We start from the raw sequence: 26762 nt of genomic DNA, 5'->3' as shown, positions 1-26762 counted from the left end.
CACTTGGCCAACCTGCTCTCCCCTATTCTGACATCCGGAATCGCGCAACTGCCCAACGAAATAAACGATTGATTGTGGTAAAACCAATCTAAAATTTTGTTTTATTTTCCACATAAGCCCCACTTGGCCCACCCACGGCTGCCGCCGATTTCTGTCTATCCGCTCACATTTCGCTCACGCCTTGGCCATCACACAATTCTCCATCCCGTGTTTTTATCCCTATTGAATCATTGCTCAGCAGTTGATTCCCCATCTATAGAATCTGCCTGCAACTATTTGTTTTTAAATGCAATTAATTAAGATAAATGAACATTAACCGGTTCAATAAAAGTGCGAGCAGGGTCACAGGGCGGGGCATAGCGCACAAAAATCCAGTGAACGGCACATTTGTCCGATTTCGGCAGGGCGGCAAGGGGAGAACAATATTCGGGACAACTGACCCCACCTCATGACGCTCGGGAAGAGCAAGGAGAGTGAAATGTTACCCACCATGACTAATGACGGACTCATCTGCCTGGCATTACGGGCAACCAGCAAGGAGGCCCTGTTTGACGAGATGACCGAGTTGCTGGTGCGCGATGGCGCCGTGTCGGATCGGCAACAATTTATCAGTGATCTCTGGGCCCGGGAGCAGCTTGACTGCACCGGCTTCGAGCAGGGTGTGGCCCTGCCCCATGCCAAGAGCGGCGCGGTGCGCCGTCCGACCATTGCCATCGGGATCAGCCAGCAGGGGATCGAATACGGCTCCGAAGATGGCCAGCCCGCCCAGCTGTTTTTCATGATCGCCTCCCCCGAGGGCGGGGCCAACCACCATATCGAGGTGTTGGCCGAGCTCTCAACCCGCCTGCTGGCGCCGGGTTTTATCGAGCAAATGAAGGCAGCCACCAAAGTCGATGAGGTGCTGTCGCTGCTCTCGGCAGGATCCTGCGCGGCGCAACCCGCCAAGGCAACCCTCCCCACCGAAGAAGAAGAACCTGCCAGGGAGCGCGGCTTCAAGGAGCGGCTCGCGACCCTGAAACAGCATCTGCTGTTTGGTACCTCCCACATGATCCCCTTTATCGTGGCGGGGGGCGTGCTGCTGTCCCTCTCCGTGATGATGAGCGGTAAAGGGGCCGTGCCAGAGACTGGTTTTCTCAAGGACATGGCGACCATGGGGATCGCCGGACTCACTCTCTTTACTGCCGTGCTCGGTGGCTATATCGCCTATTCGCTGGCCGACAAACCGGGCCTGGCCCCCGGCATGATCGGCTCCTGGGTGGCGGTACAGCACTATCAGACCGGTTTTCTTGGGGCCATTCTGGTGGGCTTTATCGCCGGCTTTGTGGTCAACCAGCTCAAGCGGATAAAGCTGCCTGACTCCATGAGTTCCCTCGGCTCCATCTTTATCTATCCGCTGATCGGCACCTTCCTGGTATGCGGCATCGTCATGTGGGTAATTGGTGCACCGATTGCCGCCATGATGGAATCGATGAACCAGTGGCTCTCCGGCATGGCAGGCTCCGGCAAGGTGATGCTGGGCACCATTTTGGGGGGCATGACCGCCTTTGATATGGGCGGCCCGGTCAACAAGGTGGCGACCCTGTTCGCCCAGACCCAGGTCGATACCCAGCCCTGGCTGATGGGCGGCGTCGGTATCGCCATCTGCGTGCCGCCACTCGGCATGGCATTGGCCACCCTGATGTCCCCGAAAAGATACAAGAAAGAGGAGCGTGAATCGGGCAAGGCAGCCGCCATCATGGGGATGATCGGCATCAGCGAGGGGGCCATTCCGTTTGCTGCTGCCGATCCGGTACGGGTCATTCCGGCCATCGTCGCGGGGGGCATAGTCGGCAACGTCACCGGCTTCATGATGAACAGCATCAACCATGCCCCCTGGGGGGGCTGGATCGTACTGCCGGTGGTCGAGGGCAAGATAGGCTATATCGTCGGTACCCTGCTCGGTGCCCTGACCACCGCCATCATAGTCAACCTGCTGAAAAAACCGGTGACCGAGGAGGAAGAGGAAACGAGCACAGCAGATGACTACCAGGCCATCGAGGCGGAAGGAGAAGCGGGCGTACTCGCCATCACCGCCTGCCCCTCCGGTGTGGCCCACACCTTCCTCGCCGCCAAGAGCCTGCAGAAGGCAGCCGCCAGGGCGGGGATCAAGCTCAAGGTGGAGACCCAGGGCGCCAATGGCATCATCAACCGCATCACCGCCAAAGATGTGGCCAACGCCCGCTGCGTCATCCTGGCCCACGACGTGGCCATCAAGTACCGCGAGCGCTTCAAGGATATCGAGGTGATCGACACCAAGATCCGGGAGGCGATTCATGACCCGGACGGGCTGCTGGCCCGCACCCGGGCAAGCACGGGGCAAGATGCGGCCTGATCCGCCGTGACATGCTTTGCCACCAGCAGCAGGGGCCCATTACGGGCCCCTGCTCTGTTAGCGGCGACCAACTTTTCATCATCTCATATGGCAAACCACTGATTTAAAACACATTAACTACCCTTCCCCCAAATCCCGGCGCGCCGTCACAAATCCGCTTCGTGTAAAAAAACAGCAATTGAATAGCTGGTCAGATCTCATGTCAAATGGCTCCGCCTACTAAACTGGAGCATCACAAAAATGATAAAAATCAATAGATTGGTTCTGGCTATCACCCTCATCCTCGGTGCCGCACCCGGCTTTGCCGCTGGCTTTGTCTGCGGCGATCACGTGCGCTTCGGCGCCCCGGCCGGCTCGGATCAGGAGTTGTGCCGTCAGGGATACGCAGCGGGCTACAACTACGACTACAAGGTGGCGAACTGGGTCTCCTACCGGATGACGGCCGAGAGCGCTCAGGGCAAGGTCAAACGCAAGGATGCCTTTGCCGAAGACAAGGAGGTGCCGGTCGCCTTTCGCGCCACCTTGGCTGACTACAAGCGTTCCGGCTATGACCGTGGCCACCAGGCTCCGGCAGCCGACATGGCCGCCACCGAGGTGACCATGAAGCAGAGCTTCCTGTTGACCAACATGACGCCGCAACTGCCGGCCCTGAACCAGAAGGCGTGGCGCATTCTGGAGGAGAAGGTGCGCCAGTGGGCCATCGCACGCGAGGATGTGCAAGTGATCACCGGCCCCGTCTTCACCCACTCGGAAGAGTACATCGGCAACGGGGTGATGATCCCGAGCGCCTACTACAAGATAGTGATGGACCCGGCCAGGCTGCAGGCCATCGCCTTCATCATGCCGCAAGAGGATATCCCCACCAGCCAGATCGCCAACTATCGCGTCTCGGTGCGCGAGGTGGAAGAGCAGACCCAGCTCGACTTCTTCAGCGACATGCCCTACGAGCAGCAGGAGACGCTGGAGGCCAGGGTATCCCCCATGTGGAACTGATTACTGCCGATGCGCTCACGCAGGCCATGCCATCTGGCTGGCCTGCACTCCCGCCCTTCCCGGGGGCGGTTTCAATCCCCGGCCTTGCCGGCCTGTCTCACAGTTTGCTCTCCCCTTTCCTGTTATATTTCTCACTTTGCTTTTAATGCCAAGGTTTATTGATAAGCCGATGAATTATCACGCATTTATAAGCAGCACACGGCATCTGATAGCAAATATGGCGCCTGATGGCGCCCACACAGAGGAATCACAGATGAAACAGACCCTGATTGCCCTGACGTTAGGCGGCTTGCTGGCCCTCTCCCCACTCCCCCTGCTTGCGGCCGACAGCACGATGCAGATGGAGAGCGATCTCAATACTCTGGTCAGCAAACGCCAGGCGGTGGACATGCTGCTCGGCGAAGCGCTGCAGATCTACAAATCCCCGGCCAAGATCTCCCACGCCGGCTTTACCGCCAAGATGCCGAGCAACATGGAGCTGGTGACCGAGCGGCTGCTGGCCGCCTATCAGCTGGAGCCCTATCGCACCGATCTGCTGATCTCGGCGGCCAATGCCCAGATTTACAACGGCAACCTGACCCGGGCCATCGCCCTGTTCGAACAGGCCCAGGCGGTGGCGCCCGATGATCTCGACATCAACTCCTATCTCGCCATCTGGCAACTGGTGAAGGGCAACAAGGAGGCATCGCGCACCTATCTGGCCAGGGTGGCCGATCGCAACGGCGGACGCGCCGCCGATCTGGAGGAGATCATCGCCCGGGTGCAGCGGGTGACCTCCACGCCGCTGCAGACCAAACTGACGGACGATCAGATCAAGGCGGCCAAAGAGGGCAAACGGGCCATCGTCACCCTGGGCTATGCCCTGAATCCGGACGGCAGCATGGACAAGATCCTGCTCGGCCGCTTGCAGACCACCCTGGAGCTGGCCAAGGCGGATCCGGATGCCCTCATCATCCTGACCGGCGGGGTACCGCAGAATCGCCAGACCGAAGGCAAGCTGATGGCCGACTGGCTGGTGAAGCACGGCATCGATCGCAGCCGCCTCATTGAGGAGAACTACGCCACCAGCACGGTGGACAACGCCCTCTACAGCGCCTATGCCCTGGCCCGTCACCAGATTGACCAGGCCGTGCTGGTCAGCTCGGCGAGCCATGTGCGCCGTGGCCAGACCCTGCTCGAGATCGCCTGCGATCAGATTGGCCCGGCCGGGATCAAGGTGGTGAGTGTCAGCTACCCGGACAAGCCCCTCAAGGAGCTGGCCACCCCGAGCGAGAGCGAGCTGCTTGGCATCTACCGCGACGCCCTGCGTACCTACGGCATGTGGAGCTACCGCTCCGCCCCCCTGCTGGAGCGCTGATCCCCCGGCTTCAAGGCGAACCATCCGTGATGGACAATAAAACCCGCCCCTTTGGCGGGTTTTATTATTGCCAAAAAAGGGCTCTCTTTTTGCCGCTATCGCTCATTGAACCATCTCTTGTCTGATAAAGAGAAGTGGCCATTCCTCAATTTATCGGACGTTCTATCTCACGCCGGGAAATATATTCAGACGCTATTTCCCGCTTGATAAATATCGACTTCGATGATTGAGATATATAAATAAACACATTGAATTACCGTTCTTTTTCTAAGAACCATTGCTCACCCTAACAATATTTTTGTTCTTTCATTGTCAGTCAGATAAATGGGAAAACAGCTGTTCCACTCTCCTGATAACGGAATAGCATCATGACAAGGAAAGGATATTCTCTCTGGCTGGCGGCCCTCGCCATCATCAGCCTGCAGGCCAACGCCATCGAGGTAACAGTGGCCTACCAAACTTCCGCCGAACCCGCCAAGGTGGCCCAGGCCGACGGCACCTTCGCCCGCGCCAGCGGCGCCACGGTGAAATGGCTCAAGTTCGACAGCGGCGCCAGTGTGGTACGGGCGCTCGCCTCCGGCGACGTGCAGATCGGCAACATAGGCTCCAGCCCGCTGGCGGTGGCGGCAAGCCAAAACGTGCCCATCGAGGTGTTTCTGCTCGCCTCCCAGCTCGGCAGCTCGGAGGCGCTGGTGGTCAAACAGGATCTTCCCTCCCCCGCCGCCCTGGCCGGCAAGCGCATCGCCGTCCCCTTTACCTCCACCACCCACTACAGTCTGCTGGCGGCGCTCAGGCATTGGGGAGTGGATCCGGCCAGCCTGCAGATCATCAACCTGCAGCCGCCGGCCATCATCGCCGCTTGGCAGCGGGGCGACATCGATGGTGCCTATGTCTGGGCACCGGCCCTCAACGAGCTGAACAAGGAGGGCAAGGTGCTGACCGACTCGGCTCAGGTGGGCAGGTGGGGGGCCCCCACCCTGGATGTGTGGGTGGTGCGAAAAGAGTTTGCCAAGGCCCATCCCGAGCTGGTGCAGGCCTTCGTCGACAGCACCCTGGCGGCCCAGCGCGACTACCTGGCCAACCCCGACGACTGGCTGGCAAAGCCGGACAACCTCGCCAAACTTTCAGCCTTGAGCGGCGTGCCCGAGGCGGACGTGCCCGACCTGGTTCGCGGCAACACCTACCTGAGCGCCAGCCAGCAGAGTGCAGAGCTGAGCAAGCTGGTAAACCAGACCATCATCGACACCGCCCGCTTTCTCCAGGAGCAGGGCAAGGTGCGAAGCGCCGGCAGCGACTATCGCGATTACGTGACCGACCGTTTCGTCAAGGCACAACCCCACTGACCCTGCATCACAAGGAGGTAGCCATGTTGCAGCTCACTCACCTGTGCGCCGACTATGACGGGCGCAGAGTCCTCGACAACATCAACCTGACCCTGGATGCGGGGGAGCTGATGGTGGTGCTTGGCCCCTCCGGCTGCGGCAAGACCACCCTGCTCAATCTCATCGCCGGATTTCAGCCCCATCAGCAGGGGAAAATAACTCTGCACGGTAAACCGGTGACCGGCCCCGGCGCCGAGCGAGGGGTGGTCTTTCAGCACGAGGGGCTGCTGCCCTGGCGCAACGTGCTGGACAACGTGGCCTTCGGGCTGCAACTGGCCGGCGTGCCACGCCGCGAGCGCGAGGCCAGGGCGCTGGCCATGCTGCGCAAGGTGGGGCTGGAAGAGGCCAGTCACGCATTCATCTGGCAGCTCTCCGGCGGCCAGCGCCAGCGGGTCGGCATCGCCCGGGCGCTGGCCAACCAACCGCAACTGCTGCTGCTCGACGAGCCCTTCGGCGCCCTCGATGCCTTTACCCGCGAGCAGATGCAGACCCTGTTGCTGCGCCTGTGGCACGAGCAGCGCCGCCAGGTGCTGCTCATCACCCACGACATCGAGGAGACGGTGTTCATGGCCACCGAACTGGTGCTGCTCTCCCCCTCACCGGGGCGGGTGATGGAGCGGCTGACCCTGGATTTTGGCCGCCGCTTCGCCGCCGGCGAGCCCTGCCGCAGCATCAAGTCGGATCCCGCCTTTATCGAGCGGCGCGAGTACGTGCTCGGCCGGGTCTTCGCCGAGCGGGAGGTGTTTGCATGAGCCTTGCCCTCTCCCGTTCCCTGAACCCGGCCCGCCATGCCCTGCGCCGCAGACTTCGCTGGCCGCTGCCACGCCGGCTTGGGGTGAGCCTGCTTACCCTCGGCGCCCTGCTGACCCTCTGGTGGCTGGTAGCGCGCCTTGGCTGGATCAGCCCGCTGTTTCTGCCGCCCCCGGGCCAGGTGCTGCAGCAGCTGCTCACCATCGCAGGGCCGCAGGGCTTCATGGATGCCACCCTCTGGCAACACCTCGCCGCCAGTCTGCAGCGCATCCTCATCGCCCTCGTGGCCGCCACCCTGTGCGGCGTGACGGTGGGCATGGCCATGGGGCTCAACCCCACCCTGCGCGCCATGCTCGACCCGCTGATCGAGCTCTACCGACCGGTGCCACCGCTCGCCTACCTGCCGCTCATGGTGATCTGGTTTGGCATCGGCGAAACCGCCAAGGTGCTGCTTATCTATCTGGCCATCTTCGCGCCGATCGCCATGGCGACCCTGGCGGGAGTACAGGGCGCCAAACAGGTGCGAGCGCGGGCCGCCCGGGCGCTGGGTGCCAACCGCTGGCAGGTACTGTTGCACGTCACAGTGCCCGGTGCCCTGCCGGAGATCCTCACCGGGCTGCGCATCGGGCTCGGGGTCGGCTGGTCCACTCTGGTGGCGGCCGAGCTCATCGCCGCCACCCGCGGCGTGGGCTTCATGGTGCAATCCGCCGGCGAGTTTCTCGCCACCGACGTGGTGCTGGCGGGCATTCTGGTGATCGCCCTGATCGCCTTCATTCTGGAACTTGGTTTACGTGCGCTGCAGCGTCGCCTGACGCCGTGGCATGGAGAAGGACTATGAGCAATTCCCTGCGCATCACCCCCCTCGGCCCCCATATCGGTGCCGAAATAAGCGGTCTCACCCTGGCCAAGCCCCTGAGCGGGCAGCTGTTCGAACTTATCCAGCAAGCCCTGCTGACCCATCAGGTGCTGTTCTTTCGAGAGCAGCCCATCACCCCGCTATCACAGCGGGCGCTAGCCCACCGCTTCGGCGATCTGCACATTCACCCCGTGTACCCCCACGCGCCGGAGGCCGAGGAGATCATCGTGCTCGACACCCACCACGACAATCCGCCGGACAATGACAACTGGCACACCGACGTCACTTTCATCGAGACGCCGCCAGCACTGGCCATTCTGGCCGCCAAGCAGCTGCCGCCGGTGGGGGGCGATACCCTGTGGGCCAGCGGCATCGCCGCCTTCGAGGGGCTCTCCCCCCAGTTGCAACAACTGTTGGCAGGGCTGGAGGCCGAGCACGACTTCACCAAATCGTTTCCGGCCCATCGCCATAACGCCAGCCCGGCAGAATACCGGCGCTGGCAGGAGGCGGCGGCCCGTCACCCACTGCTGCGCCACCCTGTGGTCCGCACCCACCCCTTGAGCGGCCGGCAGGCGCTGTTCGTCAACGAGGGCTTCACCACCCGCCTGCCAAACTTGCCGACGCAAGAGAGCGAGGCGCTGCTCGCCTTCCTGTTTCGCCATATCGCCAGGCCTGAGTATCAGGTGCGCTGGCGCTGGCGGGAGAACGACATCGCTATCTGGGACAACCGGGTCACCCAGCATTACGCCAACGCCGACTATCTGCCGGCCCGGCGCATCATGCACAGGGCGACCGTGCTCGGTGACAAGCCTTTCTGGCGCGCCTCTTGACGTCCGCCAACGAAAGAGGGAGGCATCGGCCTCCCTCATCTCATGACTAATGGCTACATTCCCTAGCTGATAAACCCCTGGGGCGCAGGCGCCTTGGGATCGTCCCCGAAGCGGTTGGGGCCGCTATTCCCCTGACAGACCAGGAAGTAGATCAGCACCAGGGTGCCCACCACGGGAATGAGGCCGATAAGCAACCACCAGCCGGTACGGTCAGTGTCGTGCAGGCGGCGGGCCGCCACCGCCAGGGCCGGCAGCAATACGGCCAGGGAGTAGATGCCGCTGAGCAGTTCGTTGCTGCCCAGCACCTTGTCCAGCGTCTTCATCAGCAGCACGGCCAGCAGGTTGAACAGCACGAACATCCAGTATTCGGTGCGGTGGGCCCGCCCGCTGAATACGGCATATTTTTTGAGTACGGCAAGATACCAGTTCATTGCGCCTCCAGGCTCAAGTGAAAACAGAATGCATAGGGTCAGAGCTTAACGAGTTCACTGGCGGGGTGCGAGCAAAAAGACCCGCCGCAACGCCTGCCTGTCTATCAGATCAGGCTGAGCGCTCTGGCAATACTCTTTGGGGCCGCTATCTCTTGCGCGCCTGGGGGCCGGGCCGCCGCGCCACGGGCTGATGGTAATCGCCATAGGGGAAGACATTGCGAAAACGCTGGGCGACCGGCTCGGGAATGGAGCGGGAAAACACCAGCCTCACCCTGTCGCCATCAAGCTGGCCGAGGATCCGTCCACGCACCGTCTCGTGACGCAGTATCTGCTTGATCTGCTCAAGAAAAGCGGGAGGCACCTTGCCCTCCTTGACCACCACCTTGCCAGGTTGCAGCCGGATCTCGAACAGGGCGCCACGCCCCAACTTCATCAGCCACCAGATAAGAGCAAGTGCCACTCCCAAGGATAACCAGGCCATGTCGTTCCCTCCCAACGTCTTGATATCTGGCAGTATAACCACCAAGAGAGTGCCTTTTATGGGGCCGGGCTCACACCCCGGGGGTCGACGTTTTCCAATTGGCAAACAGGCACCCATCTTGCTTGCGGGTAGACCTTTTAATAAAACGACCAATCTTTGACGGAGACCTCATGACTGCGCACCAGTTCACCCCCAGGTTTTATGCTCAATTTCAATGTATTGGCGATCAGTGTGAAGACAATTGCTGCCATGGCTGGCACATCAACATCGACAAGAAGACTTACCGTCACTACCTCGCACACCCGGATCCGCTGATCCAGCACATCGCCGCGGGTTCTCTGACCCAGATCAGACGCTCGAACGAGGAGTGGGCCAGCATCGACCTTGACGACACCGGGCACTGCCCCTTCCTGAGCGAGGGGCTGTGCCAGATCCACAAGCGGGCCGGGGCGCAGGATCTGAGCCTCACCTGCCAGAGCTACCCCAGGGTCTCGAACCGGCTGGGCAGCCATCACAAGCTGAGTCTGGCCCTCTCCTGCCCAGAGGCGTGCCGCCAGGTACTGCTCGACCCCGCCGCCATGGTGATGGAGGTCACCCCCTTCAAGGGTTATTACAAGGAGCAGATCCTGCCGCCCCTGACCGAGCAGTTGCACAGCCATATTCTCGACGTGCTGCTGGCTAGCGGGATGAGTGTGGAGGAGAAACTCTGGGTCATTGGCCTGCTGATCCACCGGGATCCCGCCCCCCTCTCCCATGACGCCTTTCTGGCCCAGATTGGGCAGTTGGTGGCAGCCGGTCAGCTCTCAGCCGCCTTTGCCCAGCTTCCCTTCATCAGCCAGGTACAGTGGTCAGCCCTGCATCACCTGACCTGCCTGCAGGTGGTGAATGCCAAGGCGAGAGCCGGACGGGGACTGGCCACCATGCAGCGATGTCTGGAGCAGATCCAGCGGCTGCTGAGCGGGGACTTCAATACCGGGCAGCTGGCTCAGCTACACGAAGTCTGGCACCATCAGGTCGCCCCGTTTCTGGCGGCTCGCCCCCATATCCTGCACAACTATCTGGTCTATTACGTCTATCACCACAATTTTCCCTACCACCCGGAGCGCACCCCGCAGCAGTGCTATCAGCTGCTGATCGCCGACTACTTTCTGCTGCGCAGCTACCTCTGCCTGCTGGCCATGGAGAACAAGCTGAGCGAGCAGGATATCGTGGATCTCTTCTACAGCTACCACAGCCTGCGCCAGCACAATGGCGACTATGAAGCAGCCATCGCCAGGGTGCTGAGCGAGGGGGGCGAGCACAACGACGTCGCCCTCTACGCGCTGCTGCAAACCGCGGTGGCGCCGGATAGCGCCATGTGAAGAGAGTGTGGCGGGTGAGTGGCCCGCCACACCAGGGGTTATGCGCCGCGCCCGGCGCCCCAGGCCACCAGGGTTTCGCGATAGAGGGCGAGCAGCGCTTCGTCCCGCACCGCCACCCCGACCCGCTGGGCAGGGCAAGTTGCCCACTCATCATGGGGATGGGATTTGCCATCGAACTTTTGCAGGGTATGGCCGATGGCGGGGCCATGGGTGATGACCCGCACCGGCCCCTCGCGCAGGGTGAACAGGGTCGGCTCTATCACATAGGCGATGGCGGAGGGGTCGTGCACATGGCAACCATCCAGGCCGATGCGATCGGAGTAAAACCTGAGATAAAAGCGGCTCACCTCCCACAGGAAGCGGCCCGGCTCCCCCGCCTCGTCGCGCAGGGCATCGAGATAGGCGCTGCTGAAAAAGCTCTGCTGGGTCACGTCCAGCCCGATGATCACCAGGGGCCAGTTCGCAGTAAAGACCTGGTCGGCAGCATCGGGATCGTCGTGGATGTTGGCCTCGGCATAGGGGGTCACATTGCCGCGATGACCGTTGACGCCAAAGGCGCCCCCCATCACCACCACCTGCTTCACCAGCCTGGTGATCTCGGGGGCATGCTGCAGCGCCAGCGCCAGATTGGTGAGCGGCCCTATGGTCACGACCGTGATCTCGCCGGGCGCCGCCTTCACCGCCTCGACGATATATTGCCAGGCCGGACGGGGATCCGGGGCTATAGTGACCTCCCCCGCTTCCAGATCGCCAAAGCCGCTCGGGCCGTGCACCACGGTCGTGGGGCCGACCGGTTCGCGCCGAAGCGGTCCCGCCGCGCCCCTGGCCACATCCGCCTTCATGCCATATTTTTGCTTGAGCCAGAGGGCGTTGCGAGTACCGTTGTCGATGGTGGCGTTGCCAAAGACGGTGGTGATGGCGAGCAGGTCGATGGCGGGGTGCGCCTCGGCAAACAGGATAGCCATGGCATCGTCGATGCCCGGATCGGTATCGAGAATAATCTTGTGAGTCAGGGTGTTGTCAGTCATGGGGCCTCCCTACAGCGACAAAGGGGAGAGTCTACCCAGCCCGCCGCAACCAATCCCGGCAGGGGATCACAGAACCCGTCACAACCGGGCCTGGCGATGAAGATGCAAGGGGCACGGCACCTTGCCGGCGCCGCGCCCCTTTTCTTTGCATTATCCGCATCTGCCACGCGTCGGGACAAGCCGCGAGCACAGACCCTCTATGGCTTAGTGCTTGCGATGCCAGCGCGGAGAGGTGGCCTTCTCCCCCCAGGGGGTGACGCAGGGCAGCAGGGCTCCCTCTATCACCACATCACTGACCGCCAGCGCCTCGGCAATCTTCTGGTGCAGTACCCGCAGCACCTTGCCCTCGTGTTCGGCCAGGGAGTGGCCGGCGGCAAAATATTCCGGCTGATATTGCAGCGCCAGCTTCTGGGCAAATTCATAGGTGTTGAAACAGTCCGGCATCCGCTCGACCACATCTTCAAGCCGGGCCAACAAGCTGTTCAGTTCCCTGGTCATAATGCTCTCTCCGTGTAGATGAATAGTTGAAAACTACCCCTTATTAGATAAGCCACCAATCAACAAACCGCAAAAGTGTGGGGTGTAACACAGTTCTCTCTTGCCTCCAGCCCACAGTGGCGAGGCCTCAGCATGCCAGCTTTACATCTGCGCAACAAATCGCTAGATTTAGACCGACCAATCAGTCGGTTGTTTTTTATACGGAGAAGATCATGGGCGCGGCACCGTTTCACCATCCTGAGGATACCCAGGCCATCAAACTCTCCCTGCCGGATCAGCTGGCCCGGCTTAAACAGGCCTATATGGCCCATCCCATGTCTACCCTGGCCGAGCGCAAGGCGCAATTGGGCAAACTGAAACAGGCCTTGCTGGCGCACAAACAGCCCCTGAGCAAGGCGCTGGCAGAGGATTACGGCCAGCGCAGTCACTACGACAGCCTGATCGCCGACGTACTGCCCTGCATCATGCAGATCAACTACACCCAAAAGCGCCTCAAACGCTGGATGCAGCCCCACCGCCGCCACGCGGGCCTGCTGCTGGCCCCCGCCAGGGTGGAGGTGCACTTCCAGCCCCTCGGGGTGGTCGGCATCATAGTGCCGTGGAATTTCCCGGTGATGCTGAGCCTCGGCCCTCTCATCACCGCCATCGCCGCCGGCAACCGTGCCATGCTCAAGCTCTCCGAGTTCACCCCCCACACCAATGCCGTACTGCGCAGCCTGCTCACCAGCGTGTTCGACGAAAATGAGCTGTTGATCATCGAAGGGGATGCCCAGATGGCGGCCGCCTTCAGCTCTCTGCCCTTCGATCACCTGCTGTTTACCGGCTCCACCCAGGTGGGCAAGCTGGTGATGGCCGCCGCCGCGCCCCAGCTCACCCCTCTCACCCTGGAGCTGGGCGGCAAGAGCCCCTGCCTGATCGCCCCCGACATGCCGGTGGCCACCGCGGTGGAGCGGATGATCTTCGGCAAGAGCCTCAATGCCGGGCAGATCTGCGTCGCCCCCGACTATGTGCTGCTGCCCCGCGCCGAGGTGGACAACTTCATCGCCGCCTATCGCGCCCGCTTCGCCAGGCTCTATCCCAAGGGGCTGGCCAGCCCGGATTACGGCGCCATCATCAACGATCGCCAGTACCAGCGCCTGGTTGGCTGGCTGGAGGAAGCCAATCAGGCGGGCGCCCAGCTGCACCCCTGCGCCTCGCCGGCACGGGATGACAGCCGACGCCTGCTGGCCCCCCATCTGCTGACCGAGGTGCCGGAGCGCTGTCAGGTGATGCAGCAGGAGATCTTCGGCCCCCTGCTGCCGCTCATCCCCTACGACACCCTGGAGGAAGCCCTCGCCTACGTGGCCGAGCGGCCCCGCCCGCTCGCGCTCTACCTGATGAGCTTCGATCCCGAACTGCAGGCCAAAGTGACCCGGGAGAGCCACTCCGGCGGCATGGCCATCAACGAGAGCCTGTTCCAGGTGGCGGCCGACGATGTGCCGTTTGGTGGCATCGGCGCCTCCGGCATGGGCCACTACCACGGTCACGAGGGATTCCTCACCTTCTCCAAGGCGAAAACCGTGCTGACCCGCGGCAAGTTCACCACCGGCTCTTTGATCCACCCGCCCTACAAGGGCTGGATCCAGAAGCTGATGCTGGCCTTCTTCCTGCGCTGATCGAGGAGTTCGCCATGACCGACAAGCGTCGCCAAATCCTGGACGCCGCCCTGGCCCTGTGCGCCGAGGATGGCCTGCAGGGAGCCGCCACCGCCCGCATCGCCAAGGCGGCCGGGGTGGCCAACGGCACCCTGTTCCACCATTTCCCGAGCAAGGAGGCGTTGATCCTGCAGCTCTATCAGGACGTCAAGCAGCGCATGGGGGCCGCCATCTGCGAGGCCGATCCCGCTCTCTCCCTGCGCGAGCAGACCCGCCACTACTGGCAGCTGGCCATGGCGTGGATGCTGGCGCACCCCAATGAACTCAAGTTCGTACTGGGCTTCTTTCACTCCCCCATGCTGGCCAGAGAGACCCGCAGCAAGGTGCTGAACGATGCCCTGCGTTTTCTGCCAGCCCTGCTGGCCCAGGGTCAGGCGAGCGGCGAGCTGATGCAGGCCCCCGCCCCCCTGATGCTGGAGGTGTGCCAGGGGCAGTTTCTGGCCTGCGCCTCCCTGTTCGTCGATCAACCCGAGCTCGGGCAGGATGCCCACTGGCAAGCCAGTGCCTTCGCCCTGTTCTGGTCCGCCATCTCAGGAGCCAACCTCGATGACACATCCAACCCTTGAATCCCTGGCCAACCGGGGCCGCCACCTCTGGATCACCCTCCTCTTGTGGGTGGTGGGGCGCACCCTCTGCCGCGCCGCCCGCATCGATGAGGCGGTGCGCCGCGAGCTCGCCCCCCTGCCGGACGGGCTGGCCATTCGCCTTGAGGTGGGTGGCCTCCCCTATGCCATGCAGATCCACAAGCAGGGCGGTCGCTGGCTGGCTGGCCCGCCGCCGGCCCCTCACGCCTGCATCCACCCGCTGCGGGTGCGCTTCAAGCACCCCAATATCGCGTTTCGCGCCTTGAGTTTCCGGCTCGGGGTCAATCAGGCGTTCAGTGAAAACCGGCTGCTGGTGGAGGGGGACCTCACCTGTGCCATGCACCTGGTGCGGGGGCTTGAGCAGTTGCAGTCCCTGATCCTGCCCGCCTTCATCGCGCTGCCATTGCTGCGCCACTATCCGGCCCCGGCCAACAAGCTCGGCCGGGCCTGCAACATCTATCTGGGTCTGGTGACCGGCTGAGAACAAGGAGCCACTCAATGAGCCGCTATTACGATTTCTTCTGCCCGGTCAAGCTGATGGCCGGCGAACAGGCGCTGGAGCAGCTGGCCAGCGAGCTGGCGAGCCTGGGGGCGCACCGCCCCCTGCTGCTGACCGACAAGGGGGTCAATGGCACCGGCCTTGCCACCCTGCTGGCTAATGTGTTGGCCGAGGGGGAACTGCCGGTCGCCGCCATCTGGGACGAGATCCCGGCCGACTCCTCCACCGCCGTGGTAGAACGGATCGCCAAACGCTACGCAGAGCTTGGCTGTGACAGCCTGGTGGCGCTGGGGGGCGGCTCGGTCATCGACACCGCCAAGGCGGTCAACATCCTCGCAAGCCTTGGGGGAGAGCATCTGCTCGACTACGCGGGGGCAGGCTGCCTCACCCGCCCCCTCAAGCCGCTGGCGGTGGTGCCCACCACGGCGGGGACCGGCTCCGAAGTGACACTGGTGGCAGTGATCAAGGATGAGGCGAGCGGGCGCAAGATCCCCTTCACCTCCCCCTTCCTGTTGCCGCAGCTGGCGGTGCTCGATCCGCGCCTCACCCAGGGGCTGCCCCTCAACATCACCGCCGCCACCGCCATGGATGCCATGACCCACGCCATCGAGGCCTTTATCGGCACCGCCAAGAATCCGGTCAGCGATGCCCTCGCCCTGATGGCGGTGGAAAAGATTGCCGGCGCCCTGCCACTCATCGTCAAGGATCCGCAAAACCGCCAGCTGCGGCTGCAGCTGGCGGAAGGGTCGACCCTGGCGGGCATGGCATTTTCCAACTCCATGGTGGGGCTGGTCCATGCCCTCGGCCACAGCCTGGGGGCACGCTGCCATCTGCCCCATGGCCTGTGCATGAACCTCTTTCTGCCCACCGTACTCGACTACAACCGCCCCGAGGTGGATGGCGAGCTGGCCCGTTTGCTGCTGCCGCTGGTGGGGGCGGAGCGCTTTGCCGCCACCCCCGCCCACCAGCGGGCCGAGGCAACCATCGCGGCCATTCGCGCCCTGCGCGATACCCTGTGGCAGGAGGTCAAGCTGCCTCGCACCCTGAATGAGGCAGGAGTAAGCGATCGCTCGCTGCTGACCGAGATCCGCGACCTGGCCATCAACGACGGTGCCATGCTGTTCAATCGCAAGGATGCCGATCGTGAGCAATTGCTCACCCTGCTGGAGCGGGCCTGGGCGTAACGAAAGCGCACATCGGGGAGCGCGGGTGCCGCGCTCCCCGGCAGGTGTTCTGCAGGATATTGGCCACGGGCCACGATGATCTGTTCTATACCTTGGCTAACCCTTATCCTGTCCAGGCAGCCCTTTAGCATCAGAGGTGACACCATGAACGAGATCATTCATCAGGCCAACCAGCAGCAGTTCATCTGTGTGGTAGACGGCAAGGAGTCACGGCTGCGCTACCGCCGCCTCGATGCCAAGACCATCGATGCCTACAGCACTTTCGTCCCGCCGGAGCTGCGGGTGCAGGGGATCGCCGATCAGCTGGCTCAGGCTTTCTATGACTGGACCCAGGCACAGGGGCTCACTATAGTGCCCACCTGCAGTTACATCGATGTCTGGTTACGCCGCCATGCCAACAGTTGAGCTTTCACCGTCTGTCAACGAACTCCACCTGCAAACCCGTACCGAAGCCCTGCTGCGGGCAGATCCCCTTCGCATGGCCTGCCTGGCGGCCGCCGCCGAGCTGGCACTGCCCGACTGGGCTATCGGCGCCGGCTTTATCCGCAACCTCATCTGGGATCACCTGCACCACAAGTCGGCACCGACCCCGCTGAACGACATCGATCTCATCTATCTGGACGAACGCGATCCGGCGGGGCTGGCCGAGCCGGATCACGAGGCCTGGCTGAGTGCAAGGGTGCCGGGCCTTCGCTGGGAAGCGCGCAACCAGACCCGCATGCACACACGCCAACGGGTCGAGCCCTTCACCAGCAGCCTGGAGGCCCTCGGCCACTGGGCCGAGGTGCCCACCTGCATCGGTGTGCGCCTGAACGGGAATGGTCAGTTCGAGTGGCTGGCCCCCTACGGCTTTGCCCACAACTGGTCGCTGCAAGTGAGCGCCAACCCCCACTGCCCCCAGGAGAGCCAGGTCTTCACCCGGCGCATTCAGGAAAAACGCTGGCAAACCATCTGGCCTGACCTTGTGATCAACTGGCCATAACCGGATTGCAATCTTTCGATAACCTTGGGCAGACTATGAAAAAGCTCCAAGTTACTCAATGGGTTAAATAATGCGCGAATTTTTCTCACTCGAACGCTGGCTACCGGGCCTCGCCGCCCTGCTGCAATACCAGCGCGCCTGGCTGATGCCGGACCTTCGCGCCGGATTCTCGGTGGCCGCCGTGGCCCTGCCCGTGGCCATCGCCTATGCCGAACTCACCGGGGTCGGTGCCATCGTCGGCCTTTATTCCTGCATCCTGCCCATGATGGTCTACGCCCTGTTCGGCACCTCCCGTCAGCTGATCGTCGGCCCGGATGCCGCCACCTGCGCCGTCATCGCCGCCGTGGTGACACCGCTGGCGGCGGGGGATCCCACCCGCCACTGGCAGCTGGTGATGACCATGACCGCCATGACCGGCTTCTGGTGCCTCATCGCCAGCCGCTTCAAACTGGGGGTGCTGGCGGACTTTCTCTCCCGCCCAATCCTGATGGGGCTGCTCAACGGGGTGGCCATCACCATCATAGTGGGCCAGCTCTCCAAAATTTTCGGTTTCACCTTCGACGAGCGTTACCTCATCGAGCGGATCGCCAGCGGCGCCAGCTACATCACCCAGACCCATCTGCCGACCCTGGCCATGAGCCTGATCGCCCTGCTTACCCTGCTGCTGGCCAAGCGCTACAAACCTGCCTGGCCCTCCTCCATGGTGGCCATGGTTGTGACGGCGGCCCTGGTGTGGGCGCTGGATCTTGGCCAGTTCCATATCGCCACCCTGGGGAGCGTCGGCTCCGGCCTGCCCGCGTTCCAGATACCGGAGTTTCCCCCCGGCCTGATGCGCGAACTGGTGCTGCCGGCGCTTAACCTCGCCATGGTGAGCTTCGTCTCCATGATGCTCACTGCCCGCAGCTTCGCCGCCAAGAACGGTTACGAAATCGACGCGGACAAGGAGTTCAGGGCGCTGGGCATGGCCAACCTGGCGGCCGCCGCCTCCCAGGGCTTTGCCATCAGCGGGGCCGATTCGCGCACTGCGGTCAACGACGCCAATGGCGGCAAGAGCCAGCTGGTCTCCATCATCGCCGCGGCCGTCATCGCCATCATCACTTTTTATCTGACCGGCCCGCTGCAATACATTCCCACCGCGGCGCTCGGGGTGGTGCTGGTGATGGCCTCCCTGTCGCTGACCGATTTTCGCGGCTTGTGGGCCCTGCGCCACTCCGATCGCTCGGCGTTTTGGCTGGCGCTGATCACCTTTATCAGCGTGCTGACCATGGGGGTTATTCCGGGGATCACCCTCGCGGTCTTGCTCGGCCTGTTCCAGTTCCTGCGCAACGTGATGCGCCCCACCGATCAGCTGCTCGGCATGGACGATGAAGGGGTGGTGCGCACCCTGGGGGACAACGAACAGGCCAAGGCCATTCCCGGCATCCTGGTCTATCGCTTCAACTCGCCGCTGACCTACTTCAATGCCCCCTACTTCAAACGGCGGGTGCTGGCACTGCTGGTGCAGGATCCCCAGAGTCCCCAGTGCCTGGTGATCGATGCGGTGGCCTGCTTCACCCATCAGGACATCAGCGTCATGAGCATGGTGGGGGAGCTGCATAAGGAGCTGAAACGGCGCGGTATCCACATGGTGATGGCGGGCCGCCACGGCCAGATGACCCACTGGCTCAAACAGGCCGGGGTACGGGTGGGGGATGAAGGGATCATCCTCTGCCCCGACATGTATCAGGCCCTGCGCATGACCCGCTGTTACCGCGAACCGGTGTTCAAGGATGACGAGATCACCGAGAGCACCACAGATGCCCTCCTCTCCCGCTGGCCCCAGGATGACGCACTGCCCGACTCGGCGCGCCTCACCCTGCCAAGCGAACAGGAGGCGGGTGCCACCCCGGCCTGAGCCACGGCCCCACGCAACCGACCGGGGCAGAGCCCCGGCCGGTGATTGCACCCGCCAGCCTCTTGGTGTTAAATGCCCGACCAGATGGCACCGTTCGCGTGCCACCAGCCGTTGGACACACCATGCAAACTCAATCCCACGCAGGTCCGGGTACGCTGTTCGCGCTCACCTGGCCGCTGTTTATCGATCTCGCCCTGCACTTTCTCACCGGCGCCCTCAACACCTTCATGGTGGGCCATGTCTCCTATCAAGGTGTAGCGGCGCTGGCGGTCGGCAACCAGGTATTCGATCTCGCCATCACCCTGTTCAGCTTCGTCAGCATCGGCACCAGCGTGGTGATCACCCAGTATCTGGGGGCCGGCGACAAGGAGAAGAGCCGGGTGGTGATCCACACCGCCATCGGCTTCAACCTGCTGATCGGCCTCATCGCCGCAGTCGGGGTCATGGCCGGGGCCGGCACCATGCTGACGCTGATGAACCTGCCCGCTCACCTGATGAGTGACGCCACCCTCTACCTGCAGATCATCGGTCTGTGCCTGCTGCCGGAGGCGGCGGCGCTCTGTCTGGCCGCCACCCTGCGCGCCCACGGTCACACCCGTCAGGCCATGTACGTGACGCTTATCGTCAACCTCATCACCTTCGTCGGCAACCTGCTGCTGCTCTACGGCTGGTTCGGCCTGCCCCAACTCGGGGTGGCCGGGGTCGCCATCAGCACGGTGGCAGGACGTCTGGTAGGGGTGGTGCTGCTGGTGTGGCTGGTGGCCAAAAAGACCGGCATCCACCTCAAGGCGCGCGATATCGTGCACCCCAGCCGCGAGATGCTGGGCAAGGTGTTGCACATCGGCCTGCCCGCCGCCGGGGAGAACCTCTCCTGGATGCTGCAGTTCATGGTGGTGACCGCGTTTGTCGGCCTGCTCGGTGACAAGGCGCTGGCCACCCAGTCCTACTTCTTCCAGATCTGTCTGTTCATCCTGCTGTTCGGCCTCTCCATCGGCCTTGGCAACGAGATCATCATCGGCCACCTGGCGGGGGCCAGGCAGTTCGATCGCGCCTACCAGCAACTGATGAAAAGCCTCAAACTCGGCCTCATCGTCACCTGCATCATTGCGCTGGCCGCCGCCATCAATGGTCGCTCCATCATCTCGCTCTTCACCGATGATGCCGACATCATCACTCAGGTGGCGCAGCTGTTTTTGATCAGCCTCATCCTCGAACCCGGCCGCACCTTCAACCTGGTGGTGATCAACGCCCTGCGTGCTACCGGGGATGCCCGTTTCCCGCTCTACATGGCGCTCATCTCCATGTGGGGAATTGCCGTACCCCTTTCCTATTTCCTTGGTATCATGCTGGGCTATGGACTGGTCGGCATCTGGTTGGCCCTTGCCTGCGACGAGTGGGTACGCGGTCTGGCCATGTTCTGGCGCTGGCGCAGTCGCCGCTGGCAAAACAAAATTCTGGTTGAAACATAAGTGGAATCACAATGAAGAAGATAGGACTCTTGCTCGCTGCCCTGTTGCTCAGCCCGCTGACACTGGCGCAAACCGCCCCCGCCACCCCCAAGGCGGTGGCGCCCCAGACCTGGTATGTGGCCCCCATCGCCATCGATGAGACCAGCGAAGCCCAGAAGGCGCTGACCAAGGACTTCATGGCCCAGATGCTCAAGACCATCAAGATCAACGAGTACCAGACCGGCAAGGCGGTGGGTAACACCAAGGATCCCAAGTGGCTGATCCGCACCAAGCTGATCCCGGCCAGCGACGCCCCGCTGGTGGGCAAGAAGCATCCGCAGGGACTCACCTACGGCAAGGGTACCCCGACCCAGGAAATCGTCGGCGAACTCCTCATGAACGGTACCCTGGTGGCCCATATCGGCCAGGGCTGGCGCGAGCCCATCGTCCCCGGTACCCCGGTGGCAGAGAAGCTCTCCATCGCCAACTACCGTTATGCCATTGGCGATCAGGCCAAGGCACCGGATCTCGAGGAGCTGGCGGCCCAGATTGGCTTCGAGGCCGGCAAGGTGATCGCTCGCGGTGGCAAGCCGCTGCCTGAGAAGAGCAAGAAGAAAGAGCCGGCGGACAAGACCAGGGAGTAAGCCTGCTGGCCGTCATCGAGGGGACCTTGGGGTCCCTTTTTGTTTGCCGCTGCGTTGGCCGACTTCTGTGAAGATGCGCACAAATTCGTCGCACCGCCATCATTGATGGTTTTATTATCTTGTTTAAATTCAACTGGTTAAAAATATCCCGCTGGCAGAACCCAACGAATGGCATCAAATTCGATCGGGATCACATTCCTCACCACGGCGAAGGGGTAGCTTGGATTCACAGGCACAATCAAACGAAACCAAGGAGGCTCCATTACATGTTCCCAGAGTACAGAGAACTCATCTCGAAACTGAAGAGCAGTGATGTCCATTTCCAGAAGATGTTTGACTTGCACAACGACCTGGATGAGGAGATAAGGAAGCTGGAAAAACACCATGCCAGCGATTACAGCTCCGAGGTGAAGGATCTGAAAAAACAGAAACTGAAACTGAAAGAGGAGATATACGAGATCCTCAAGCAACATCCACAGCAATAGATGCCTCAACGAATATCCGGATAAGCAATTTATCCCTCAGCCCGGCTTCCGCGCCGGGCTTTTTGCTATTTATGTCAATTAGCGGGACAATAGCGCTACCTGCCAAGGCGGTTATTTGTTAAATTTTTCCCTTGTGATTCAATGGCTAACGCCGACAATAATATGAATATGACATTCCCCTTCCATGTGCTGTTGCTGCTTGCTCTGTTCTGCTTCACCTCTCCCCTGCAGGCCCGCGGCCCCGCGCTGGAGCTATGGCACTCCCAACAGGCCGGCTACGTCATCGACGAGGTGATCGCCCGCTTCAACCGGGAACAGGATCAGCGGGTGAGCGTACTGCAGATAGAGCCCAGCAAGATCAAGGGGGATATCCTGCTGGCGGCCCAGTCCAGGGGGCTGCCGGATCTGATGCTGATCCCCTCCGATTTTCTCGGACTCTACCGCCAGATGAAGCTCGCCCCCCTGCCGGCCGACTGGTTCTCCAACGAGCTGATGGCCGAGACGCTCTCCTATGTCACCCTCGATCGGCAGCGCTGGGGCATGCCCATGATGCAGGGCAACCACCTGATGCTGTTTTACAACAAAGAGCTGGTCTCCACCCCGGTGACCGAGTGGCAACAGTTTACGCAGATCGCCCCCGACCTGACGGCCAGGGGCATAATGCCCATCAGCTGGCCCTATGAGGATATGTATTATCTTGCCGCCTTCCTGCGCACCTTCGGGGGCTCCCCGGTGACCGACGGGCGCATCACCCTCGATACCCCTGCCATGGTGCAGGCGCTGGAGGCCTACCGTACCGTGGCCCGTCAGGGCTGGGTCGATCCCGATGGCGACTATGACGCAGCTCTCTCCCGCTTCAGCACGGGCAGGAGCGCCTATCTCATCAACGGGGATTGGGCCTTCAGCGATCTGACGAAAAACATGGGCGAGAGACTGGGGGTGGCTCTGCTGCCCGCCTGGCAGACACGCCCCATGAGCTCCATGAGCGGCGCCTATGTGATTGGCGTTGCGGCATCCGCCATGGAGGATGAGGATCGCCGTCCCGTCATCCAGGCCCTGATGGCTTTTATCCAGCGCAGCGATACCCAGGATTTCATCTACCGCCGCGGCGCCCTGCTGCCAGTCAATCGGGATAGCTTTGCCGCCATCTGCCAGAGCCCGGATCCCCGTGCCCGCGTGCTGCTTGAACAGTTCACCCGCAGCGCCCCCATGCCTTCCGGGAGCGCCATGGCGGTCGCCTGGCAGGCGATGGCCACCGGTTTTGAACGGGCCCGGGAGGGAGGCAGTGCGACCGACACAGCCCGTTACATGCAACAGCTGGCGGATCGCCAGCATCTTCAGGTCAATGCACCATGAGTACCCGCACCTTTCGCCTGGGGCCGACCCTGGTGGTCATCCTGTTCGCCGTCGCCCTGCTGCCCACCCTGCTGGCCAGCGGGGTGCTGCTGACCCGGCAGCACGAGATCATCGCCCAGAGCGAGCAGGATCAGCTCGAACGTGCCCTTGCCAGCATGGCCCGGGATGTGCGCTTTCGCAGCGAACTCATCGGTACCCAGCTCAACCAGCTCAGCCACGACAGAGTGCTCCACCAGGCTATCGACAATTTCCTCTTCTCGAGCCACGCTCGCCTGATCCTCGCCAGCTTCGTCAAGGGCAACGATCTGATCCACGCCGCCTACCTGCTCGACAAGTCCGGTCAGGTGGTCGAGTACGTCAACGGCCGTGCCATCATGCTGGAATCGAGCGATCTCATCGCACCGTTGCTGACCTGGAGCAAGACCCGGGAAGCCCGCCAGGGCAAACACCTGCTGCTTCCCGTCAGCGATCCCGCCTTGAGTGCCATGCCGGGCGGACAAGGGAGCGGCGGCATCGCCCTGGTGGCCCCCGTCTATCGCAACTACCAGCGGGCCGGCGTGTTGCAGACACCTTCCGGCTTCGTGCTGGCGATCCTCCCCTGGAAGAACATCGCCCGGGTGCTGGAGCCCTATCTCAAGGGGCGGGAGTCACTGAGCATCACCCATGATCAGACGCTGCTCTATCAGAGCCCAGTCCCCACCGATCTCGCCCTCGATCCGGACATGTCGCTGGAGATGGAACACCCCATGTCCATCGACTGGCCCCTGCTGAGCGATGGATTGCAGGCGACCATCACCCTCTCCAGCTACAACAACGACCGGGTGCAGGAACTGAACAACTCCCAGCGCATCTTCACCTGGTCCATCGTCGTCATGCTGGTGCTGGTGGTGCTGGTGTGCATCTGGCTCACCCGCTGGCTCAGCAGACCCCTGGTCGCCCTGGCGGCCATGGTACGTGGCTACGGCCGGGGGGATTACCAGCAACAGCTCGCTCCGCTGCGCTTCGTGGAATACGACGAGGTGCGCCGCCTGCTGCAGGAGATGGCTCGCACCATCTCGGCGCAGGTGATGGCGCTGCACCAGCAAAACGAGCAGTTGCAGCTGGCCAACCGGGAGAAGGAGGCCTTCAACCAGCAACTGCGCGACTTCAACGACAAGCTGGAGCTGGAGGTGGCCACCCAGACCACGGCGCTGCGTTCGGCCCTGAGCCGGGTAGAGCGCAGCCGTCACATACTGCAATCCTGGCTGCAATTCGCCCTGCACCAGCAGTTGGACGTGAACATCTCCCAGCTGGCCACTTCCGCCTTGCATCAGCTCTCCCAGCTCTACCATGGCCATCGCTGGGGGCTGGTGATCCGGCGCGAGGGGCAGGATCCCTATGTGCTGACCCAGGAGCTGGCGGCCCCCGAGCGTGCGCGCCTGACCGCCAAGCTGACCCGACTGGTGGCGGAAGATGTCCCCCCAAGCCCATACCCGTGGCACGATGAGATCTGGCGGGTGCTACCCCTGCCCGGCAGCCAGGGTGGCGTGCTGTTTGGCTACCTGATGGTAAGCGCCGAAGGGCTGGAGCCTGACGATGACGCCATCCTCCACCTGTTTGCTAAACAGCTGGCGACCGGGATCGAAGGGCGGCTCTTCACCGATGAGCTGGCCCGGGTGGCCCGCACCGACAACCTGACCGGCCTGCCCAATCGTCAGGCCTTCGAGGAAGCGTTTGCCCACTATCAGGCGGTGCATGCCCGCCACCCGGAGCGCCCCCTCTCCCTCTTCATGCTGGATCTCAACGGCCTCAAACACACCAATGATCACTATGGCCACGAGGCCGGAGATGCCCTGCTCAATGGCATGGCCCAGCTGCTGCTCACCCACTGTCGCCAGGACGAACAGATATTCCGCATCGGCGGGGATGAGTTCGTGCTGCTGGCCGAGGCCGATGAGGCGGGCTGCCAACGGCTCGCGGCCCGGCTCAAGGAGAGCCAGCAAAGCGCCATGGCGCATCATGGGGCGCAACACTTCCCCCTGCGCTTTGCCATCGGCTGGAGCTGCAGCGAACAGACCCCGCTGGTCAACCTCAGCCGGGTGGCGGACGACGCCATGTATGCCGACAAGGCCCGTTTCTATCGCGAGCGCCCCTGAGCCCGGTTGGCGAGCCTTTCGCCAAGGCCGCGGCGGCTTCGCAAAAATGGGGCGCCACGCTGGACGCCATCCGGGCCATGACTAAGATAGGGGCACTTGCTTATATCGATTCAGAAGGGAGTAGGAAATGGAGTTAGTACTTGGCCCACTGGAAGCCCGCGTCATCGGCTGCCTGATTGAAAAAGAGATCTGCACCCCGGATCAATATCCCCTCTCCCTCAACGCCCTGGTCAACGCCTGCAACCAGAAGAGCAACCGCGAGCCGGTGCTGGAGCTCTCCGAGCTCGATATCCGCGCCGTGGTGGACGAGCTGATCAGAAAGCGCCTGGTGGTCAACACCGCCGGTTTCAACGCCCGGGTACCCCGCTACCAGCACAGATTCTGCAACACCGAGTTCGGCGAGCTGAAGTTCGATGCCCGCGAGCTTGGCATCATCTGCGAGCTGCTGCTGCGCGGCCCGCAGACCCCGGGGGAGCTGCGCTCGCGCACCAACCGCCTGTGCAGCTTCGACGACGTCACCCAGGTGGATGCGGTGCTCAATACCCTGATCGAACGCGGCCCCTACGTGGTCAAGCTGCCTCGCGAGCCGGGCAAGCGCGAATCCCGCTACGCCCACCTGTTCAGCGGCGAGGTAGATATCCAGGCCCTGATGGAGTCGGCCCCGGTGGCCGCCTATGCCTCCCCTGCCGCGGATCGCCTGAGCGAGCTGGAGCTTGAGGTGAGCGAGCTTAAAAACCGGTTGGCCGTCATGGAGGCGCGCCTGGCAGCGCTGGATGGTCAGGGCTGACGCCATCATCCCCATGCCCTATCAGGGAGCCGGGGCGGCAAGCCCCGGCTCCCTGTCTATTGACCGATTATGAGGAAATGCCGTGATCACCCTGATCAAAGAGTCTGACCATCAGAAGATGCCCTGGAAGAACAAGCAGGGCACCACAGCCCAGATCCTCATCTCCCCCAAGGGTGCAACCCTAGATGGGCTCGACTTTGACTACCGGCTGAGTTCGGCCCCCATCAAGGGGGCGGGCACCTTTTCCCGCTTCCCCGGCTATCAGCGCATCCTGTTGCCCGTGAGCGGCGCCGGCTTCGTGCTCAACGGCCACCCCTACGCCACCTTCGAGGCGGCCCACTTCAGCGGCGACGACGAGACCCACTGCGAGTTGCTGAAAAAAGAGGTGACGGATCTCGGGCTTATCTACCATCCGGATCGCATCAGCGCCAACGTGCGGGTGCTGACCCTCCCCTTCCCGCTCACCCTCACTCTGGAGGCAGACAAGCACTACCTCTGCCACCTGCTGGAGGGCCAGCTCACCGTGCAGGGGCAACGCGTCGCGCCTAACGAGACCTTAGTGATCAACGGCGAGGAAAGCATCCACTTCGAGTGCGGGAAAAAGACCACCATCGCCTTCTTTACCTTGCAATCAACTATGCAATAACAGACTCCCGCCAACTCTTATTGACTACATAATCCACAGGTTGATATTTAATCGGTAGGGGGTAGTATGGATCTCTCTGGTTTATG

26 protein-coding genes are annotated in these 26762 nt (G+C 62.4%); 22 read left to right on the top strand and 4 right to left on the bottom strand.

Translation table 11 applies throughout. The features are described 5' to 3' along the window. The first annotated feature begins 478 nt into the window (after positions 1-478). The 7 genes from ACB034_RS00425 to tauD all read left to right on the top strand — a co-directional run bounded on the left by ACB034_RS00425 (position 479) and on the right by tauD (position 8539). Positions 479-2371 carry a PTS fructose transporter subunit EIIC gene (locus ACB034_RS00425; RefSeq protein WP_371171792.1) on the top strand — a complete coding sequence of 631 codons (1893 nt, stop codon included), beginning with the start codon at positions 479-481 and terminating at the stop codon, positions 2369-2371. Between the two features lie 240 nt (positions 2372-2611). Next, positions 2612-3364, top strand: a complete 753-nt coding sequence (locus ACB034_RS00420) for a DNA/RNA non-specific endonuclease (protein WP_338610435.1) — start codon at positions 2612-2614, stop codon at positions 3362-3364. Positions 3365-3617: 253 nt separating this feature from the next. Continuing rightward, entirely contained in the window at positions 3618-4721 is a 1104-nt protein-coding gene (locus ACB034_RS00415; protein WP_371171791.1) for an ElyC/SanA/YdcF family protein, read from the top strand. Positions 4722-5089: 368 nt separating this feature from the next. After that, entirely contained in the window at positions 5090-6064 is a 975-nt protein-coding gene (tauA, locus tag ACB034_RS00410) for a taurine ABC transporter substrate-binding protein (protein ID WP_371171790.1), read from the top strand. Between the two features lie 23 nt (positions 6065-6087). Then, positions 6088-6855, top strand: a complete 768-nt coding sequence (tauB, locus tag ACB034_RS00405) for a taurine ABC transporter ATP-binding subunit (RefSeq protein ID WP_371171789.1) — start codon at positions 6088-6090, stop codon at positions 6853-6855. After that, positions 6852-7691, top strand: a complete 840-nt coding sequence (tauC, locus tag ACB034_RS00400) for a taurine ABC transporter permease TauC (protein ID WP_216992636.1) — start codon at positions 6852-6854, stop codon at positions 7689-7691. Before tauB ends, tauC begins: the two co-directional genes overlap by 4 nt. Next, positions 7688-8539, top strand: coding sequence for a taurine dioxygenase (tauD, locus tag ACB034_RS00395; protein WP_371171788.1), 852 nt, complete (start codon positions 7688-7690; stop codon positions 8537-8539). The genes tauC and tauD overlap by 4 nt, the downstream gene beginning before the upstream one ends. 62 nt (positions 8540-8601) lie before the next feature. On the opposite strand, the gene ACB034_RS00390 is transcribed toward tauD, so the two are convergent. Next, positions 8602-8970 carry a DUF805 domain-containing protein gene (locus ACB034_RS00390; RefSeq protein WP_201981346.1) on the bottom strand — a complete coding sequence of 123 codons (369 nt, stop codon included), beginning with the start codon at positions 8968-8970 and terminating at the stop codon, positions 8602-8604. A 145-nt stretch (positions 8971-9115) separates the two neighbouring features. Then, a complete protein-coding gene (locus ACB034_RS00385; RefSeq protein WP_026457869.1) occupies positions 9116-9451 on the bottom strand; it encodes a DUF3634 family protein in 336 nt (111 codons plus the stop codon). A gap of 170 nt (positions 9452-9621) precedes the next feature. On the opposite strand from ACB034_RS00385, the gene fliB reads away from it, so the two are divergent. Further along, a complete protein-coding gene (gene fliB, locus ACB034_RS00380; RefSeq protein ID WP_371171787.1) occupies positions 9622-10812 on the top strand; it encodes a flagellin lysine-N-methylase in 1191 nt (396 codons plus the stop codon). A 38-nt stretch (positions 10813-10850) separates the two neighbouring features. On the opposite strand, the gene ACB034_RS00375 is transcribed toward fliB, so the two are convergent. Both ACB034_RS00375 and ACB034_RS00370 read right to left on the bottom strand, forming a co-directional pair. Continuing rightward, positions 10851-11825, bottom strand: a complete 975-nt coding sequence (locus tag ACB034_RS00375; protein ID WP_342010849.1) for a nucleoside hydrolase — start codon at positions 11823-11825, stop codon at positions 10851-10853. Between the two features lie 219 nt (positions 11826-12044). Continuing rightward, positions 12045-12338 (bottom strand): hypothetical protein, encoded by a 294-nt coding sequence (locus ACB034_RS00370; protein WP_026457877.1) that lies wholly within the window; start codon positions 12336-12338, stop codon positions 12045-12047. 212 nt (positions 12339-12550) lie between these two features. Here ACB034_RS00370 and ACB034_RS00365 point away from each other — a divergent pair, with 212 nt between their 5' ends. The 14 genes from ACB034_RS00365 (at position 12551) to ACB034_RS00300 (ending at position 26676) form a co-directional block, all read left to right on the top strand. Further along, the gene (locus tag ACB034_RS00365; protein ID WP_371171786.1) at positions 12551-13993 is read left to right on the top strand and encodes a coniferyl aldehyde dehydrogenase; all 1443 of its coding nucleotides are present in this window, start codon (positions 12551-12553) and stop codon (positions 13991-13993) included. A 14-nt stretch (positions 13994-14007) separates the two neighbouring features. Beyond that, positions 14008-14598, top strand: a complete 591-nt coding sequence (locus tag ACB034_RS00360) for a TetR/AcrR family transcriptional regulator (protein ID WP_042028531.1) — start codon at positions 14008-14010, stop codon at positions 14596-14598. Further along, positions 14579-15097 carry a hypothetical protein gene (locus tag ACB034_RS00355; RefSeq protein ID WP_371171785.1) on the top strand — a complete coding sequence of 173 codons (519 nt, stop codon included), beginning with the start codon at positions 14579-14581 and terminating at the stop codon, positions 15095-15097. Before ACB034_RS00360 ends, ACB034_RS00355 begins: the two co-directional genes overlap by 20 nt. A gap of 17 nt (positions 15098-15114) precedes the next feature. Next, complete coding sequence (locus tag ACB034_RS00350; RefSeq protein ID WP_342010782.1) at positions 15115-16299, top strand: iron-containing alcohol dehydrogenase; 1185 nt, start codon at positions 15115-15117, stop codon at positions 16297-16299. Positions 16300-16443: 144 nt separating this feature from the next. Beyond that, positions 16444-16704, top strand: coding sequence for a GNAT family N-acetyltransferase (locus tag ACB034_RS00345; RefSeq protein ID WP_026457815.1), 261 nt, complete (start codon positions 16444-16446; stop codon positions 16702-16704). Next, positions 16691-17281: a nucleotidyltransferase family protein gene (locus ACB034_RS00340; RefSeq protein ID WP_371171784.1), complete on the top strand. Its 591-nt coding sequence runs from the start codon at positions 16691-16693 to the stop codon at positions 17279-17281. The genes ACB034_RS00345 and ACB034_RS00340 overlap by 14 nt, the downstream gene beginning before the upstream one ends. Positions 17282-17351: 70 nt before the next feature. Next, positions 17352-19175: a SulP family inorganic anion transporter gene (locus ACB034_RS00335; protein WP_371171783.1), complete on the top strand. Its 1824-nt coding sequence runs from the start codon at positions 17352-17354 to the stop codon at positions 19173-19175. A gap of 122 nt (positions 19176-19297) precedes the next feature. Further along, positions 19298-20644, top strand: a complete 1347-nt coding sequence (locus tag ACB034_RS00330) for an MATE family efflux transporter (RefSeq protein ID WP_268855941.1) — start codon at positions 19298-19300, stop codon at positions 20642-20644. An 11-nt stretch (positions 20645-20655) separates the two neighbouring features. Further along, positions 20656-21267, top strand: a complete 612-nt coding sequence (locus tag ACB034_RS00325) for a hypothetical protein (protein ID WP_371171782.1) — start codon at positions 20656-20658, stop codon at positions 21265-21267. Positions 21268-21533: 266 nt separating this feature from the next. Then, positions 21534-21752: a YdcH family protein gene (locus ACB034_RS00320; protein ID WP_026457390.1), complete on the top strand. Its 219-nt coding sequence runs from the start codon at positions 21534-21536 to the stop codon at positions 21750-21752. Positions 21753-21914: 162 nt separating this feature from the next. Further along, a complete protein-coding gene (locus tag ACB034_RS00315) occupies positions 21915-23108 on the top strand; it encodes an extracellular solute-binding protein (RefSeq protein ID WP_371171781.1) in 1194 nt (397 codons plus the stop codon). Further along, positions 23105-25243 carry a diguanylate cyclase domain-containing protein gene (locus ACB034_RS00310; RefSeq protein WP_371171780.1) on the top strand — a complete coding sequence of 713 codons (2139 nt, stop codon included), beginning with the start codon at positions 23105-23107 and terminating at the stop codon, positions 25241-25243. Before ACB034_RS00315 ends, ACB034_RS00310 begins: the two co-directional genes overlap by 4 nt. A 127-nt stretch (positions 25244-25370) precedes the next feature. Next, positions 25371-26030, top strand: a complete 660-nt coding sequence (locus ACB034_RS00305; RefSeq protein ID WP_371171779.1) for a YceH family protein — start codon at positions 25371-25373, stop codon at positions 26028-26030. An 82-nt stretch (positions 26031-26112) separates the two neighbouring features. Beyond that, positions 26113-26676, top strand: a complete 564-nt coding sequence (locus ACB034_RS00300; protein WP_371171778.1) for a HutD family protein — start codon at positions 26113-26115, stop codon at positions 26674-26676. Positions 26677-26762: the final 86 nt, after the last annotated feature.

The sequence above is a fragment of the Aeromonas sp. S18(2024) genome (genome assembly GCF_041402525.1).
GTDB classification, from domain to species: domain Bacteria; phylum Pseudomonadota; class Gammaproteobacteria; order Enterobacterales; family Aeromonadaceae; genus Aeromonas; species Aeromonas enteropelogenes.
Note: the sequence above shows the minus strand (reverse complement) of the source record. Positions and strands in the feature narration are given on the sequence as shown.